Annotated in this window: 17 protein-coding genes; 15 read left to right on the forward strand and 2 right to left on the reverse strand. The window is 53.5% G+C overall.

Features of this window, described 5'->3' with window-relative positions; all coding sequences use genetic code 11:
- Window positions 1-3 precede the first annotated feature (3 nt).
- From FFA38_RS02120 to FFA38_RS02160, 9 genes are all read left to right on the forward strand, one after another.
- The gene (locus FFA38_RS02120) at window positions 4-393 is read left to right on the forward strand and encodes a hypothetical protein (RefSeq protein WP_138315381.1); all 390 of its coding nucleotides are present in this window, start codon (window positions 4-6) and stop codon (window positions 391-393) included.
- Window positions 393-1,322: a bifunctional riboflavin kinase/FAD synthetase gene (locus FFA38_RS02125; protein WP_138315382.1), complete on the forward strand. Its 930-nt coding sequence runs from the start codon at window positions 393-395 to the stop codon at window positions 1,320-1,322. The genes FFA38_RS02120 and FFA38_RS02125 overlap by 1 nt, the downstream gene beginning before the upstream one ends.
- A gap of 147 nt (window positions 1,323-1,469) precedes the next feature.
- Window positions 1,470-1,799: a hypothetical protein gene (locus FFA38_RS02130; RefSeq protein WP_138315383.1), complete on the forward strand. Its 330-nt coding sequence runs from the start codon at window positions 1,470-1,472 to the stop codon at window positions 1,797-1,799.
- 71 nt (window positions 1,800-1,870) lie between these two features.
- Window positions 1,871-2,317 (forward strand): DUF805 domain-containing protein, encoded by a 447-nt coding sequence (locus tag FFA38_RS02135; RefSeq protein ID WP_138315384.1) that lies wholly within the window; start codon window positions 1,871-1,873, stop codon window positions 2,315-2,317.
- Window positions 2,318-2,425: 108 nt separating this feature from the next.
- The gene (rpsO, locus tag FFA38_RS02140) at window positions 2,426-2,695 is read left to right on the forward strand and encodes a 30S ribosomal protein S15 (RefSeq protein WP_138275176.1); all 270 of its coding nucleotides are present in this window, start codon (window positions 2,426-2,428) and stop codon (window positions 2,693-2,695) included.
- 317 nt (window positions 2,696-3,012) lie between these two features.
- Window positions 3,013-5,229 carry a polyribonucleotide nucleotidyltransferase gene (locus FFA38_RS02145; protein WP_138315385.1) on the forward strand — a complete coding sequence of 739 codons (2,217 nt, stop codon included), beginning with the start codon at window positions 3,013-3,015 and terminating at the stop codon, window positions 5,227-5,229.
- Between the two features lie 41 nt (window positions 5,230-5,270).
- Window positions 5,271-6,605, forward strand: coding sequence for a M16 family metallopeptidase (locus tag FFA38_RS02150; RefSeq protein ID WP_138275178.1), 1,335 nt, complete (start codon window positions 5,271-5,273; stop codon window positions 6,603-6,605).
- A gap of 9 nt (window positions 6,606-6,614) precedes the next feature.
- Window positions 6,615-7,355: a 4-hydroxy-tetrahydrodipicolinate reductase gene (gene dapB, locus FFA38_RS02155; RefSeq protein WP_138275179.1), complete on the forward strand. Its 741-nt coding sequence runs from the start codon at window positions 6,615-6,617 to the stop codon at window positions 7,353-7,355.
- A gap of 45 nt (window positions 7,356-7,400) precedes the next feature.
- Window positions 7,401-7,820 (forward strand): tetratricopeptide repeat protein, encoded by a 420-nt coding sequence (locus FFA38_RS02160; RefSeq protein WP_138315386.1) that lies wholly within the window; start codon window positions 7,401-7,403, stop codon window positions 7,818-7,820.
- Here FFA38_RS02160 and FFA38_RS02165 read toward each other — a convergent pair.
- Together FFA38_RS02165 and FFA38_RS02170 are read right to left on the reverse strand one after the other, a co-directional pair.
- Window positions 7,817-8,284 (reverse strand): DUF4395 domain-containing protein, encoded by a 468-nt coding sequence (locus FFA38_RS02165; protein ID WP_138315387.1) that lies wholly within the window; start codon window positions 8,282-8,284, stop codon window positions 7,817-7,819. The genes FFA38_RS02160 and FFA38_RS02165 overlap by 4 nt on opposite strands.
- On the reverse strand, window positions 8,284-8,727 hold the full coding sequence (locus tag FFA38_RS02170; RefSeq protein WP_138275182.1) for a TlpA family protein disulfide reductase: 444 nt from the start codon (window positions 8,725-8,727) through the stop codon (window positions 8,284-8,286). The genes FFA38_RS02165 and FFA38_RS02170 overlap by 1 nt, the downstream gene beginning before the upstream one ends.
- Window positions 8,728-8,841: 114 nt before the next feature.
- Between FFA38_RS02170 and thyX the strand changes: the two genes are divergently transcribed.
- The 6 genes from thyX to FFA38_RS02200 all read left to right on the forward strand — a co-directional run bounded on the left by thyX (window position 8,842) and on the right by FFA38_RS02200 (window position 16,067).
- Window positions 8,842-9,576, forward strand: a complete 735-nt coding sequence (thyX, locus tag FFA38_RS02175) for an FAD-dependent thymidylate synthase (protein WP_138275183.1) — start codon at window positions 8,842-8,844, stop codon at window positions 9,574-9,576.
- Between the two features lie 21 nt (window positions 9,577-9,597).
- Complete coding sequence (gene dapA, locus FFA38_RS02180) at window positions 9,598-10,578, forward strand: 4-hydroxy-tetrahydrodipicolinate synthase (RefSeq protein WP_138275184.1); 981 nt, start codon at window positions 9,598-9,600, stop codon at window positions 10,576-10,578.
- A 69-nt stretch (window positions 10,579-10,647) separates the two neighbouring features.
- Window positions 10,648-12,279, forward strand: a complete 1,632-nt coding sequence (locus tag FFA38_RS02185; RefSeq protein WP_138315984.1) for a ribonuclease J — start codon at window positions 10,648-10,650, stop codon at window positions 12,277-12,279.
- Between the two features lie 61 nt (window positions 12,280-12,340).
- The gene (locus tag FFA38_RS02190) at window positions 12,341-14,995 is read left to right on the forward strand and encodes an FtsK/SpoIIIE family DNA translocase (protein ID WP_138315388.1); all 2,655 of its coding nucleotides are present in this window, start codon (window positions 12,341-12,343) and stop codon (window positions 14,993-14,995) included.
- Entirely contained in the window at window positions 14,995-15,564 is a 570-nt protein-coding gene (gene pgsA / locus FFA38_RS02195; protein WP_138315389.1) for a CDP-diacylglycerol--glycerol-3-phosphate 3-phosphatidyltransferase, read from the forward strand. The genes FFA38_RS02190 and pgsA overlap by 1 nt, the downstream gene beginning before the upstream one ends.
- Window positions 15,564-16,067, forward strand: a complete 504-nt coding sequence (locus tag FFA38_RS02200) for a CinA family protein (protein ID WP_138315390.1) — start codon at window positions 15,564-15,566, stop codon at window positions 16,065-16,067. The genes pgsA and FFA38_RS02200 overlap by 1 nt, the downstream gene beginning before the upstream one ends.
- Window position 16,068 lies beyond the last annotated feature (1 nt).

Below are 16,068 nucleotides of genomic sequence, written 5' to 3' on the forward strand. Positions count from 1 at the left end.
CCTATGCCAAAAGCGACCAACTCACTCGGAATCGGAAGATTGCTAATTGCCGTTTACGGCGTTTTTGCAGTTTCGTCATCAGCTCGCGCGATTTATCAGTTGGCTCGGGAATTCGACCAGGCTCCGCTGGCCTACAGTTTGTCTGCTCTTGCGGCCGTGGTCTACATTTTGGCAACCATCGCCCTAGCGAGACCTTCGCTGCGTACCTTGGCGTTCATCGCCGTCAGCTTCGAGCTCGTCGGTGTGCTTGCCGTTGGCGTGCTCAGCTATCTGCAGCCAGAACTCTTTGCACACCCTTCGGTTTGGTCAAAATTTGGCCAGGGATACGGCTTTGTGCCACTGGTCTTGCCGTTCTTGGGTCTGCTCTGGCTTAGAAAGCAGTCTGCAAACTAATGCTTGCCATCGAAAGAACTTCAGATCTGCCTGACGGCTTTGCCGAAACTGCCGTGACCATCGGAAAGTTTGACGGAATTCATCTGGGCCATAAAAAACTGCTTAGCAATTTGGTGGCCGCTGCAGACGAGCACATGTTGGCCAGTGTTGTGGTTACCTTTGATCGCCACCCAGATGCACTGTTCAAGCCTGAATCAGCAAAGCTGCCGCTCATCGGTCCTGGGCAAAAACTGGTGCACCTTGAAGAATCTGGCGTGGATGCTGTTCTTACTCTTCCCTTTGACCATGAATTTGCAGCCTTGGCGGCGCGCGATTTTGTACAGCAAATTTTGGTTGAGGGATTAGACGCTCGTCTGGTTTTAGTCGGCGAGGATTTTCGGTTTGGTGCCGGGGGAGCCGGCACGCCTGAGACTCTCAAAGTTTTGGGGGCCGAATTCGGTTTTGTAGTTCGAGTCATTGGCAGTGCGAACATCGATGGCGTAAAAGTTTCAACCACACGCATCCGTGAGCTCCTAGACCAGGGTGACGTCACCAAAGCTGCTGAGCTGCTCGGTCGCAATCACTACAGCGCAGGTGTCATCGAACACGGATTGAAAATCGGTCGCACCATTGGATTCCCGACAGCAAACATGACTCGTGAGTGCGAGGGCTATTTGCCGCTCGATGGTGTTTACGCAGGTTGGCTGTATGCCGACGGTGAGAAGTATCCCGCTGCCCACTCGGTTGGTATCAACGAAACTTTTCAGGCCGTGCCACGTTTGGTTGAGTCTCACGTAATCGACCGAGTTGACCTAGATTTGTACGACAAATTTGTCGTCCTTGAGTTCGTGGCTTTCATAAGGCCCGCAGCTAAGTTTGATGGCGTTGATGCGCTAGTCGAAGAAATTCACCGCGACCTCGATAAGTGCCGCAAGATCCTAGAAATCTAGTACGTATTCTCAGTTAACGCTCGGGGCATTCACAGGCAACGTCCAGTGGATTTTCGGGATACGCCCATTTTCGATTGAAAGTCTCTATTTGCAATCGGTATCAGGATTTGATGCCTTGCTATCTAGGACCATCGAAAGGAGCCAGAAATGGCCAAGCAAGAGAACGTAGAACCAGAGCTCAATCCCGAATCACAAGAGAACCTCGATTCAGCCAATCCTTACGAAGAAGACCTCAAGGCGTCGTTCAGCCGCACTGCCTGGCTAAAGTCACGTGGCGCAAAGATTGCTGCCATTGCAGTCGGTGGGTCATTGGCTCTTGGCGCGGCCTTCGTTGGCGGTGTCGTCGCGGCCAACACTGTCTCTCCTAAAGGCATTGTTGCTGATGAGTTTGGTAACCACGGGCCGCTTGAGCCGTTTGCCGAGGGTCAGCGTCCGCCTCGCGGACCGGAAGGTGATCGACCACACCGCGGTGAGTAATAAGTGCAATCCCTCAATCAGCCATCGTTGATTGGGGGATTGTGTTTACACTGGAACAAACAAGGAGACTCATGACATTTGCTGGCGCCATCAAAGTTTGCCTGACCAAATTTGCCGATTTCCGCGGGGTAGCTACGCGACGCGAGTACTGGTATTTCGTGCTTTTCACGGTGCTGGTCAGTTTGGTCCTCAGCACAGTAGATGGACTGATCTTCCCGCCGGTGACCACAGCTCAGGATGCATTCCTTGCTTCACTTGAGGCCAACCCAGAGACCCTCGACGCAGCGTTGCTAAATGCTGCTCTCATGGAGAGTTGGAATGCAACTCCAATCAGTAACTTGGTTGGCTTCATTCTCGGCATTCCTTTGCTGGCAGCTTTGGTAAGACGCATGCGCGATGCGGGCTTCAGCGCCTGGTGGATGCTCCTTTCATGGGTTCCGCTACTAACTTTCATCTTCTCGTTGTTGCCAACCAAAACCGCAGAGCAGGGCAATACCAGGATTAGGACTGGCAACTAACCCGCTTTTGAGCTAGGCTTGTGAGGTTGCCGTGTATCGGCCGCGGATCAAGAGCGCCAAAACATTGGGTTTTGTGCACCGCGCAGTAAGTAGAAGAGGACCATTCAAATGGCACTAGACGCAGCAGTGAAAACTGCAATCATCAACGAGTACGCAACTCACCCAGGCGACACTGGTTCTCCAGAGGTTCAGGTTGCTGTGCTAACCAAGCGCATCAAGGACCTAACTGAGCACCTAAAGGAGCACAAGCACGACCACCACTCACGTCGTGGTCTGTTGATCCTTGTTGGTCAGCGCCGCCGCCTACTCGGCTACCTACAGGGTGTCGACATTGCTCGCTACCGTGCACTAATCGAGCGCCTAGGGCTTCGTCGCTAGTTCGCCTCCGGCAAACGGCCGCGATTCAATACTTTCGAAACCGCCTTCCTTCGGGAGGGCGGTTTTGTTTAACCTGACATTCACCCAGTACCTAGGTAATTCAGCGGTCTGCTGGTAACCTTGCAAGAGAGCATCGCAGCAGGTTTGCTGGTCTCCGGTTGTGGATCTTGAGAGTTGAACTTCAAGGTTTTCTACTGCAGACCAGGGCATCCCTCCAATGTGGGCAAGTTAACTTGCCGCGAACGCTCACGCGCGCCGCCAAAAATAGCCATTCTCGGCCATGGCGGATGCGCAAAGAGGATAAAAGAGGAGGGACCATGGAAGGTCCAGAAATCAAAGCAACAGAAGCAGTAATCGACAACGGTAAGTACGGAAAGCGCGTTATTCGCTTCGAAACCGGTCGTCTAGCACAGCAGGCACAGGGTGCTGCGGCTGTTTACATCGATGAAGAAACCATGCTGTTCTCGGCTACCACTGCAAGCAAGCAGCCAAAAGACCAGTTTGACTTCTTCCCACTAACCATTGACGTTGAAGAGCGCATGTATGCGGCAGGCCGCATTCCAGGAAGCTTCTTCCGTCGCGAAGGTCGCCCATCAACCGAGGCAATCCTTGCCTGCCGTTTGATCGACCGCCCACTACGCCCATCATTCGTTGATGGTCTGCGTAACGAGATTCAGGTTGTAGTAACCGTTATGGCAATCGAGCCAGACGAGCTTTACGACGTTGTAGCTATCAACGCTGCCTCAATGTCTACCCAGCTTGCAGGCTTGCCATTCTCTGGTCCTATCGGTGGTGTGCGTGTTGCACTTATCGACGGCCAGTGGGTTGCGTTCCCTAAGCACTCACAGCTTGAGCGCGCAGTTTTCAACATGGTTGTTGCTGGTCGCGTACTAGTTGAGAACGGCGTCGAAGACGTTGCAATCATGATGGTTGAGGCTGAGGCTTCAGAAAACGCCATGGACCTAATTGCTGCTGGCGCCAAGGCTCCATCAGAGGACGTTGTTGCTGAGGGTCTTGAGGCTGCCAAGCCGTTCATCAAGGCTCTAGTAAAGGCTCAGGCTGACCTAGCTGCTGTTGCTGCAAAGCCAACCGCTGACTACCCAACCTTCTTGCCATACACCGATGAGGTATTTGCTGCCGTCGAGGCTGCTGCAGGTACCGAGTTGGCCAAGGTTTACCAGATTGCCGACAAGGTTGAGCGCCAGGATGCAGACGATGCACTCAAGGCTGCCACCAAGGAGAAGCTAGAAGCTTCACTTGACGAGGCACAGATGGCTCAGTTCTCAGCTGCCTACAAGTCAGTAACCAAGAAGATCATGCGTACCCGCGTTCTAAAAGAGGGAATCCGCATCGATGGCCGTGGCCTGCGCGACATCCGTAACCTAGACGCAGAGGTAGCAGTTATTCCTCGCGTTCACGGTTCAGCAATCTTCCAGCGTGGAGAGACCCAGATCCTGGGTGTAACCACCTTGAACATGCTGAAGATGGAGCAGCAGATTGACTCGCTAAGCCCAGTCACATCAAAGCGGTACATGCACAACTACAACTTCCCACCATATTCAACCGGTGAAGTTGGTCGTGTAGGTACTCCAAAGCGTCGCGAAATTGGCCACGGTGCTCTTGCCGAGCGTGCGTTGGTTCCGGTTCTTCCAAAGCGTGAAGACTTCCCATACGCGATCCGTCAGGTTTCTGAGGCCCTTGGCTCAAACGGTTCAACCTCAATGGGTTCTGTCTGTGCGTCTACCCTTGCCTTGCTAAACGCGGGTGTGCCTCTTCGTGCACCAGTTGCTGGTATCGCCATGGGTCTTATCTCAGACACCGTAGACGGCAAGGTTCAGTACGCTGCGCTTACCGACATCCTTGGTGCAGAAGACGCCCTTGGTGACATGGACTTCAAGGTCGCCGGTACTCGCGATTTCGTTACTGCTATTCAGCTTGACACCAAGCTGGACGGTATTCCTGCCTCAGTTCTAGGTGGCGCACTTACTCAGGCTCGTGAGGCTCGTCTTCACATCCTTGACGTAATGGGCCAGGCAATCTCTGAGCCTGACGAGATGGCTCCAACCGCTCCACGCGTTATCGCAGTGAAGATTCCGGTTGACAAGATTGGTGAAGTCATTGGTCCAAAGGGCAAGATGATCAACCAGATCCAAGAAGACACTGGCGCAGACATCTCAATCGAGGATGACGGTACCGTTTACATTGGCGCAACCGATGGCCCTTCAGCTGAGGCTGCTAAGGCTGCGGTTAACGCGATTGCAAACCCACACGTTCCTGAGATTGGCGAGCGCTTCCTTGGAACTGTTGTGAAGCTAGCTACCTTCGGTGCTTTCGTTTCACTGGTTCCAGGCAAGGATGGCCTGTTGCACATCTCTGAGCTGAAGAAGCTTGCTGGCAAGCGCGTCGAGAACGTCGAGGACGTTCTTGAGGTTGGTCAGAAGCTACAGGTTGAAATCACCAAGATCGACGACCGCGGCAAGCTTTCACTTGCTCCAGTTGTTGAGGGTGAAGACGCCTCAGCAGACGAAGAGTAATAACCCCTAGCCCCACAACTACAGAAAGCTTCTGGTCACCCATGAGTGAAATCTTTTTTCCACTAGACCAGAGCGATCTATCGTTCACCGCTTCGGGAGGTAGTTCGGTTCGCCGTTCTATCCTCCCAAGCGGTGTTCGCGTTTTAACCGAACACATTCCGGGTTCGCAGAGTGTCGCAGTGTCTTTCTCGGTCGCAGTTGGTTCTCGCGACGAGACCAACGGACACTTTGGCTCGACCCATTTCTTGGAGCACCTGCTCTTCAAAGGGACTAAAAAACGCACCGCTCTAGACATTGCAGTGGCCTTTGATTCGGTCGGCGGATCATCAAATGCCTCAACCGGCAAAGAGCACACCAGCTATTACGCTCGTGTGCAAGATAAAGCTCTGCCAATTGCCGTTGATGTAATCGCCGATATGCTTACCTCCTCGCTCATCGATCCAAAAGAGTTTGAGAATGAACGCACCGTCATTCTTGAAGAACTTGCGATGAATGACGATGACCCACAGGATGTGGCGCACGAACTTTTCAGCGAGGCCGTCCTCGGTGACCATCCGCTCGGGCGCCCTATCGGGGGCACCCAAGAAACCATCAACTCGGTCACGCGTGAGGCGGTTTGGGAGCACTACCAGGCAAATTATCGGCCGCAGGATCTAGTGATTGCTGCTGCTGGTGGTGTTGATCATTCAAACCTAATCCAGTTGGTTGAAACCGCTTTGGTTGACGCTGGCTGGGATCTCGATGCCAAGGCTGCACCGGTTGAACGCAGGCTCCTGCACCCTGCCGAAATTACCCGTGGAACGGCTTTGAAGGTTGTTCACCGCCCAATTCAGCAGGCAAACATTCTGTTGGGTATGCAAGGCCTGGTAGCAGATGATGAGCGCCGGTATGCCATGGGCATTCTCAACACAGTTCTAGGTGGGGGAATGAGCTCACGTATGTTCCAGGAGATTCGCGAAAAGCGTGGCCTGGCCTACTCGGTTTATTCGTTCAACACCGGATACTCGGACGCTGCCTACTTTGGGCTCTACGCAGGTTGCTCACCAGCGAAAAGCACTGAGGTAACCCGGCTAATGATTGAAGAGCTCGAAAAGATTGCCAATGAGGGCATTCGCCAAGACGAGCTCACTCTTGCCCAGGGAAACATTTCTGGTGGATTGGCGCTCAAGTATGAGAGCACCATGGCAAGAATGAATCGACTTATTAGCGCCGAAGTCATCAATGGAGAGTTTTTTGACCTCGATGATTCACTTGAGCACGTTCATGCCGTGACGCTCGAGCAGGTGCAGTCTTTGGCCGCTGATCTTGCAGGTCGTGAGCGCTCTATCGTTGCGGTTGGCGACATTTCTGAGTCAACCTTCGAAGAGTTTCTTTAGGATTGAATTGTGACTATCAAAGTAGCCGTTGTCGGCGCCACCGGAAGAATGGGCAAACTTGCCCTAGACCTTATTGATGCTTCTCAGCACACCACCCTCCACTCAGCTCTGGACTCTAAGAGTGAGCTAAAGGAGGTCCTGGGCGCTGATGTTATTTTCGAGGTCACTCGTCTTGAGGTAAGTGAATCAGTGGTTGACTTTGCGGTCCGTCACGGAATGAAAGTTGTAGTCGGAACCAGTGGTTGGTCGGCGGCAAAACTTGGCGAACTTGAGGCCAAGTTAGCAGCACACCCGGATTCAGGCGTTGTGGTAATTCCAAACTTCTCAATCGGGTCGATGTTGGCCAGTTCATTTGCTGCTCAGGCGGCTAAATTCTTTGAGTCAATTGAGATCGTGGAGGCTCACCACGCTGGGAAGATAGATTCCCCTTCTGGCACAGCGGTTCGAACCGCTGAAATGATTCAGGAATCCCGAGCTGGCCTGACCCAGCCGCTGATCCCAGGTGTGGGTCAAATCGCCCGTGGCGAGGTTGTTGCCGGAGTGCCAATCCACAGCCTGCGCCTTGCCGGCGTTGCTGCTAAGCAAGATGTTTATTTCGGTGGCGTGAGTGAACTGCTAACCATCAGCCACGAGACCACTGCGGTCAACGCGTATTCTCACGGAATTCTGTTGAGCTTGCGAGTTGCTGCTCAAACCACCGGGCTAAAGGTTGGCCTGCAATCGGTCGTTGACGCTTCGGCTCAACTTTAGAACGGCACACCGATGAAAATCAGCGCTAAATTTGGCGCCTTGTTCATGTCTGCGCTTCTAATGGTCTACGTACTTTTACTGGGGCAAACCGGATTGCTGTTACTCCAAGAGGAGGAGCCAATTGCAATTGCCATGGGTGCGCTCATCCTGGTGTTTCCATTTTTTGGGGCATGGGCAATCGTAAAAGAGCTGACTTTCGGTCTGAAAGTTGAGCAGCTCTCCAAACAAATCCTGCGCGAAGGCACTTGGCCTAACTTTGATCTCCAACTGCGCCCCAGTGGCCGAGCAGTACCTGAATCAGCTGCAAAAATGTTTGATCACTACAAAGCCATTGTTGAAACCGAACCAAACGATTTTCATAATTGGTTCAACCTAGGCATTGCCTACAATGCAGCCGGTGATCGCCGACGAGCACGTCAGGCGCTTCTAAAGGCTCTTGAGCTGGCCAAGCTCAATCAAAGCTAAAACTTACGAATAAGGCCAATGCGCTGAAGACCAACATAGATCTGGCAGCCAAGGCAAAATGCAAACGCAGCATTCAAGAACGCTGCAACAAAGGCCATCCCTGCAAAAATCGCAATAGCGTTTGGCACACCAACAAGGTGTAGAGCAACTCCCAACCCAGCAACCAATAGACCAACTAGTTGAGCAAATTTTGGCGGACGTGGGTCTTCAAGCTCTTTCGGTGCAGCCAAGCGTGGGCGTACAAACTTCTTGAAGATCAGGCCGAATGGGTGCTTGCTGTTGCCAAAAATTGCCCCAATTGCGAAGAGTCCGGTTGCAACCAGCAAAAGAACGAATGCGGTGTCAATAGTTGCTCCATCGAGCGCAAAGAACACAGTGGTCAGCAACAGCGCTGAGGTAATTGCGGCACCAAATCGAGGGCCTCTAGGGTCAATGCCGGCTGGGGTTTTCTTTGATTCGCTCATTAGATTTCGAAGTTTCCTAGTTCGTCTTGGATGGTTTGAGGTTTGACAGCGCCGGCAATTCTTGAGGTCACGCGACCCTTAGCATCTAGCACCAAGGTTGTTGGGGTCTGCAGAATGTTGAACTTGTTAGCCAGGTCAAGCCGATCCGTGATGTCGACTTCGATGTGCAACACATCGTCGTGAATCTTCTCTAGCTCACCGTAAAGTCGTGCTGTTTGCTTACACATGGTGCAGAACTCACTCGAGAACTGGAGAAAGGTTGCCTTTTTGCCAAACTTGGTGACCGGCAGCCCATTTTTGATGGCGCCTAGTTCGGCTAGGTCGATGACTTCGCCGCCCGAAACCGCCTTTGCTCGACCTGTGCGAGCACGCCAAATTAGTCCGGCAGCGGTTGCAGCAGCAAGCAGCGCGACAACGATGATCACTTTGGTCTCAAAAGGCATGCAACAAGGTTAAGGTCCTTCGACGAGCCCTGCCCAATTGTGAAGATTTGTTTCCTAAAGACCTACCCCGTAACCGTTCAACGCTGAAAGTCTCGCAACCGGTAGGCTTATGGGGTGTCAGATATCATTTTCCGCAGCGACGTAACTGTCGAACTAGTCCGTGCCAACGCAGCCGACTCCGATGTCCTTTTTGCAGCGCGTGTTTCAACTCAGGGTGAACAAACCCTTGAGGCCGCTGCTGCCCAGACCGACGCGGCTGACGATGAAAAGCGCTCCAAGGGGCTTATCAACTACCTAATGCGCGACCGCCACGGTTCGCCATTCGAGCACAACTCGATGACTTTCTATGTCCAGGCTCCAATCTTTGTGTTCCGCGAATTCATGCGTCACCGCATTGCCAGTTACAACGAAGAATCTGGCCGTTACAAGGAGCTAAGCCCAGTTTTCTACGTACCGGGTCCAGACCGTAACCTCATCCAGGTTGGTAAAGCCGGTGCCTACGAATTTTTGCCGGGCACTGCCGAGCAAACCGCTTTGGTTGAGCAAGAGGCTCGCACGACTTCTCAGAATGCCTACGAGTCTTACCAGCGCATGCTTGAAGCCGGTGTAGCTCGCGAGGTTGCGCGGATTGTGCTCCCACTAAACATCTACTCGAGCATGTACGTGACTATGAATGCACGTGCCTTGATGAACTTCTTGAGCCTTCGCACCAAGCGCGAGGGAACCCACTTTCCGTCATTCCCACAGCGTGAAATTGAAATGTGCGCCGAAAAGATGGAAGACGAGTTTGCCAAGCTTATGCCTTACACCTACGAGGCATTCAACGCCAACGGTCGAGTAGCACCGTAGTTATTTCGAAAGGCTCAGCCAATGTCTAAAGAACAAAAAAACCTATTTGGTCAGGTTCTTGTCGCGCTTGTCACACCGATGACCGCCGAGGGTGAAGTTGACTGGGCAGCCACCGAAAAGCACATTGATTACGTAATCTCGAACGGCGCTGACGGTGTTGTTGTAACCGGCACTACCGGTGAGACCAGCACGCTGACTGACGCTGAGAAGATCAAGCTAGTTGAGGTCGGAAAGTCAGTTTCGGGCGGCCGGGCCAAAATTATCACCGGTGGTGGTTCAAACGAGACTGCACATGCAATGCAGCTTTACAAGGCTTCTGAAAAAGCCGGTGCCGACGGCGTAATGATCGTCACTCCGTACTACAACAAGCCGACCCAGGCCGGCGTGCTAACTCACTTCCGTATGATTGCTGACTCAACCGACCTACCGGTCATTCTTTATGACATTCCCGGTCGTGCCGGCATTGCCATCTCGCATGACACCTTCTTGCGTGCTTCAAAGCACCCAAACATCATGGCGGTAAAGGATGCCAAGGGAGACCTCGCACAGGCATCTCGAATCATGAACGAAACCGGCTTGCTTTACTTCTCGGGTGATGATTCAAACGTTTTGCCTCACCTTTCAATCGGCGCCACCGGCCTTATCGGTGTGACAGCAAACGTAGCCCCAGCTGCGTACCGCGCCATGGTCGATGCAACAAACAACAATGATTTCCACGCAGCACTCAAGGTCCACAACAGCCTCGAGCCGCTTCAGCGTGCGCTGATGACTAACGTGCCAGGCACAGTGGCCGCTAAATACGTGCTGCATGCACTTGGTTTGATTTCAAGCCCGCGAGTCCGTTTGCCTTTGGTTGGCCCTGAAGATGCCGAAGCAGCACGCATCGAAGATGGAATCGACATTGTCGGCGACATCGTTGGCCTAAGTTTTGAGAATTTCCGTCCAGACCGCAACGCAGCAGCCGGTGGTGCTCTGCCAAAGGTGGCTGGCACTACGCGCTAAAAGCGCCTTTAGAAAAGAGAACCAGTGGTTCAAGTACTACCTGCTCCAGCTCCACTCAAACCAGGCGTGATGCGCATCATCCCGCTCGGCGGAATCGGTGAGATTGGTCGAAACATGACCGTCTTCGAGATCGATTCGAAAATTCTGATTGTTGACTGCGGTGTGCTCTTCCCTGAGGAGCACCAACCGGGTATTGATGTCATTCTGCCGGATTTTGGCTATCTAAAAGACCGAATGGATGACGTCGTTGGTATCTTCCTAACCCACGGCCACGAGGACCACATCGGTGGTGTTCCATACCTGCTCCGCATGAAGCCGGATGTGCCTCTACTGGGTTCGGCGCTAACGCTGGCATTTGTTGAGGCCAAACTCAAAGAACACAAAATCACCCCATACTCAATGGTGGTGGCTGAGGGTCGCCGCGAAAAGCTCGCTGGTTTTGACCTTGAATTCATTGCGGTGAACCACTCGATTCCAGATGCCCTTGCCGTTGTGATTCGGTCTGTTGCCGGGTCGATCTTGCACACGGGTGACTTCAAGATGGACCAACTGCCACTTGATGGGCGCCTCACCGACCTGCGTGCTTTTGCGCGCGTTGGTGAAGAGGGCCTAGACCTCTTCATGAGCGATTCAACCAATGCCGATGTTCCTGGGTTTACCCCGCTCGAAAAGGAAATTGGGCCGGTAATTGAGAGCGTGATTGCACGTTCCAAGAAGCGCGTGATTGTTGCCTCGTTTTCAAGCCACGTTCATCGCGTTCAGCAGGTTGTGGATGCAGCTAAGGCCAATAACCGCAAGGTAGCGCTAGTTGGCCGGTCGATGGTTCGCAACATGCAAATTGCCATCCAGATGGGCTACCTAAACGCTGAAACCGAAGATTTTGTTGACCTCAAGCAGGCTGCCAACATGGCCCCGGATCAGGTTGTTTACATGTCAACCGGCTCGCAGGGTGAGCCAATGGCCGTCCTGGCGCGAATGGCCAATCTTGAGCACGACATTGAAATTGCTGAGGGTGACACCGTAATTCTGGCCAGCTCGTTGATTCCCGGAAACGAGAATGCCGTTTATCGCGTTATTGACGGGCTGACCAAGCTGGGCGCCAACGTAGTTCACAAGGGTAATGCCAAGGTTCACGTTTCTGGCCATGCTGCGGCGGGGGAGCTGCTCTACTGCTACAACATCTTGAAGCCCAAGAATGTCATGCCTGTCCATGGCGAATACCGTCACCTAATTGCCAATGGCAAGTTGGCGGAACAAACCGGAGTTCCGCACGAACGTGTGCTGATTACCGAGGATGGCTGGGTTATCGACCTAGCGGACGGTGTGGCCGAGGTTGTTGGCGCGGTCGAATGTGGCCTGCTATTTGTTGACGGAAAAACTGTTGGCAAGATCACCGAAGATGACCTGCATGACCGTCGAGTGCTCGCCGAAGAAGGTTTCATCTCCATCTTCTGTGTCATCGATGCCGAGACCGGTCGGGTCAAAGTCGGTCCAGAAATCCGTGCCCGTGCATTTGCTGAAGATGACCATGTGTTTGATGACGTCAAGCCGCTGATTTCCAAGGCTCTCGCAGAGGCAGCCGGCCAGGGAGTTCGCGATACCTACGCTCTACAGCAGGTAATTCGCCGAACCATTGGAACTTGGGTTAATCGTGCTCACCGCCGCCGACCTATGATCATTCCGGTGGTTATTGAAGGCTAGCCCCTGGGCGCAAACGCCGTGCCTAAGCGGTTCTGACCTTCGCGGCTGTTAGTTTTGACGCATGGCTACACGCAAACCAACTTCTGCCCGCAAACCGGCGCCTCGAGCGCCACGACCGCGCGCAGCTCAGGCACCAACGCGCGGTTCAGGTTTCGGGCATATTTTGACTGCGATTTACATGGGTTTGGCTCACACCGTGGGTGGGGCAGCCCGAGCCTTGAGCCCTGAAAAAATTGCCAAAGAAGACCGCCGTGACGGTCTGCCGTTTTTCCTGTTTTTGCTGGGCATCAGCGGTGCTCTGCTGAGCTGGGTTTTGGTAAAGCAGGACTGGGCGATTGGTCTCCACGTTTGGACCTTTGGCGCCCTTTTTGGGCGGGTAGCTTTTGCGCTGCCGGTAGTTTTGGTGGTGTTCGCTCTGTACCTAATGCGGTACCCGGCCACAATCAAAGACAACGGCCGAATCGGCATCGGCCTGTTTCTTTTCATCGTTTCGATGTCTGGATTTTTCCACGTGTTCGGCTCTCAGCCAGACCCTTCTGACGGAGAGTGGCCATTGGCTTTTGCCGGAGGAATCTTTGGCTGGCTCATATCGGTTCCATTTTTGAGCACAATCACCATCTGGGGTGCTGTCCCTGTTCTGATTGCCTTCACCTTCGGTTCGCTACTTATCATGACTAAAACCGCCCCGAATCGCATCCCTGAGCGCTTCCGCGAACTATCCGTGTACCTATTCGGAGAGTCAAAAACCGCCGGTGCAGAATCTCAGGCGGTTGAAGAAATCCCTGATGCTTTCGACGGCACTCGAGTGCCTTGGTGGCGCCGCGGCAAGTCTGACGATGAACCAGCATTTGATACCCCGTTGGTGCCAGATGTTTCCTCGGTCGTCGAGCCAGATGACTTTGATGGCCTGTTTGGTGAGGCTCCGGTTCAGCCGGTACCTTCGGTAGATTCGATCGATGCAACGCAACCGATAGAGCTGCCGAAAGCGCCGATGTTTGTCCAGCCTGCCGCCGCCCAGGCGCCTGCGGCCAGTCCATCGCCGGCATTCCCAGGCCGTGCCAGTCGGCCTTATGTTTTGCCAACCCTAAACTTCTTGGCACCAGGCACTCCACCTAAGGCCAAGTCGGCAGCAAATGACCAAATCGTTGCGGCCATAACAAGCGTTTTCCGAGAGTTTGGAGTCGAGGCTGCAGTCGTTGGTTTCCAGCGTGGCCCTACTGTAACGCGATACGAGGTCGAGCTCGCCCCGGGTGTCAAGGTTGAAGCCGTGACTCGTTTAGCAAGCAACATTTCCTATGCGGTTGCCAGCAACGAGGTTCGAATTCTGGCGCCAATTCCGGGCAAGTCACTTATCGGCATCGAGATTCCGAACACCGACCGCGAGACTGTTTCGCTCGGTGATGTTCTAAGGTCTGAGGTCGCTGCCAAGAGTCTTCACCCGCTAACTATCGGAATTGGTAAAGACGTCGAAGGCGGTTTTGTAATTGCCAACCTTGCCAAAATGCCGCACCTTTTGGTGGCTGGTGCAACCGGTGCGGGTAAGTCAAGCTTCGTAAACTCAATGATCACTTCCATCCTCATGCGCGCTAAACCGGCCGAGGTCAGAATGGTTCTAATCGACCCTAAGCGTGTCGAATTAGCCGCCTATCAGGGTGTGCCACACCTGATTACTCCGATCATCACCAACGCAAAAAAAGCAGCTGAAGCTCTTCAGTGGGTCGTCAAAGAGATGGACATGCGTTATGACGACTTGGCCAGCTTTGGTTTCAAACACATCGATGATTTCAACCGTGCCGTCGTTGCTGGTGAAGTGAAGCTGCCTGAAGGAAGCAAGCGGGTCCTTCAGCCTTACCCATACTTGTTGGTCGTTGTAGATGAGCTAGCCGACCTCATGATTGTTGCGCCGCGAGACGTTGAGGACTCTATCGTTCGCATCACTCAGCTGGCTCGCGCCTCTGGAATCCACCTGGTTTTGGCAACGCAGCGACCATCTGTTGACGTCGTTACCGGACTCATCAAGGCCAACGTGCCAAGCCGTTTGGCATTTTCTGTGACCTCGCTCACCGACTCGCGAGTGATCCTTGACCAGCCGGGTGCTGAGAAACTAATCGGACAGGGTGACGCACTGTTCTCACCAATGGGCACCAACAAGCCAATCCGTGTTCAAGGCGCATGGCTTGCCGAATCAGAGCTTGCCAAGATTGTTGAACACGTGAAGCTTCAGATGGAGCCTGAATACCGCCAAGATGTTCAAGAGGCGGCCGTCTCCAAGGTCGTCGATGCAGACATTGGCGATGACCTGGATGTCTTGCTTCAAGCAGCTGAGCTAATCATCAACTCCCAGTTCGGTTCCACTTCGATGCTTCAGCGCAAACTTAGAGTTGGTTTTGCCAAGGCTGGGCGACTCATGGATCTCCTCGAGTCGCGCCAAATTGTTGGCCCATCCGAAGGGTCAAAGGCTCGCGATGTCCTCGTCAAGCCAGAGGATCTACCAATGGTTTTGGCCCAGCTGCGTGGCGAGCCAGGCTCTATGGCGACTCCGCAGGTTCAGCAGGCCGCTGCGCTTATTGACTTTCCAGATGAACCCGTTGGCGCCATGGCGGCTGGGGAATTTGATGACTTCATCCCTCGCGCGAATGTAGATCGCTCGATAATAACTACCGGTGATGAAGACGATGGCGACGAAGATGCGTGGCAATTGACAGGTCGAAACTAATGATTGAAAAAAACGCCAAATCGATTTTTAACCTGCCAAACATCATCACGATGGCTCGCATCCTGGCGGTGCCGTTCTTCATCTGGTCACTGATGGCCGTTGCTGATCCGGCCAGCTCAATGCGCTGGGTCTCCACAGGTATTTTCATTCTGATTATGGCCAGTGACGGTATCGATGGCGCGATTGCTCGCAAGCGCGGACTGGTCACCAACCTTGGCAAACTGCTCGATCCAATCGCAGATAAAGCCCTGCTCGGGGGAGCGCTGATTACCCTTTCGGTGCTCAACGAAGTCTCGTGGTGGGTGACCATCGTGATTTTGACTCGTGAACTCGGCATTACCGCCTATCGATTTGTGGTGATCAAAAAGCGCGTGGTTCCAGCTTCGGCCGGCGGCAAGCTTAAGACCATCTTCCAGGGCATCATGGTTGGTTTTGTGGTTTCACCATTTCAGGGTTACTTCGGTGAATGGTACGACTGGCTTGAAAACACATTGGTTGCAATTGCTGTTGTGCTCACTGTTTGGACCGGCCTCCAGTACCTAATTGCAGCCTCCAGAGCCAAGCGGTAATGAACCACTTAGCGGCGCTCGAGCTGATCGAGTCTCTTCGCGACCGGGGGTTAAAACTGGCGCTAGCAGAATCCATCACCGGCGGCGCCCTCGCAGCCGAGTTGGTTTCGGTACCCGGTGCCTCAAAAGTGCTGGCCGGTTCTGTGGTGGCCTACGACACCAACCTAAAACGTGACCTGCTGGCGGTCCCTGCCAGCCTCCTCAAACAACACGGTGCAGTTCACCCCGAGGTTGCGGTGGCCATGGCCGAGGGGGCTCACCGCCTAATCAGCAAGGCCATCGATGGATTGCCGACCAATGTGGTTGGGCTCGCTACCACCGGCGTTGCCGGGCCCGATCAACAGGATGGCGTATCCGTCGGCACTGCATTCATTGCGGTAACTGGGCTCGGAGCTCCGGAATCGAAAGTTTTTGAACATCGATTCCTTGGAGATCGGAATGAGATTCGCAGTCAATGCGTAACAGCCTCAATCGAGCACCTTCTGGATCTGCTTCGTCAATAAG

This window comes from Rhodoluna limnophila, assembly GCF_005845365.1.
In the GTDB taxonomy this organism is placed as follows: Bacteria; Actinomycetota; Actinomycetes; order Actinomycetales; family Microbacteriaceae; genus Rhodoluna; species Rhodoluna limnophila.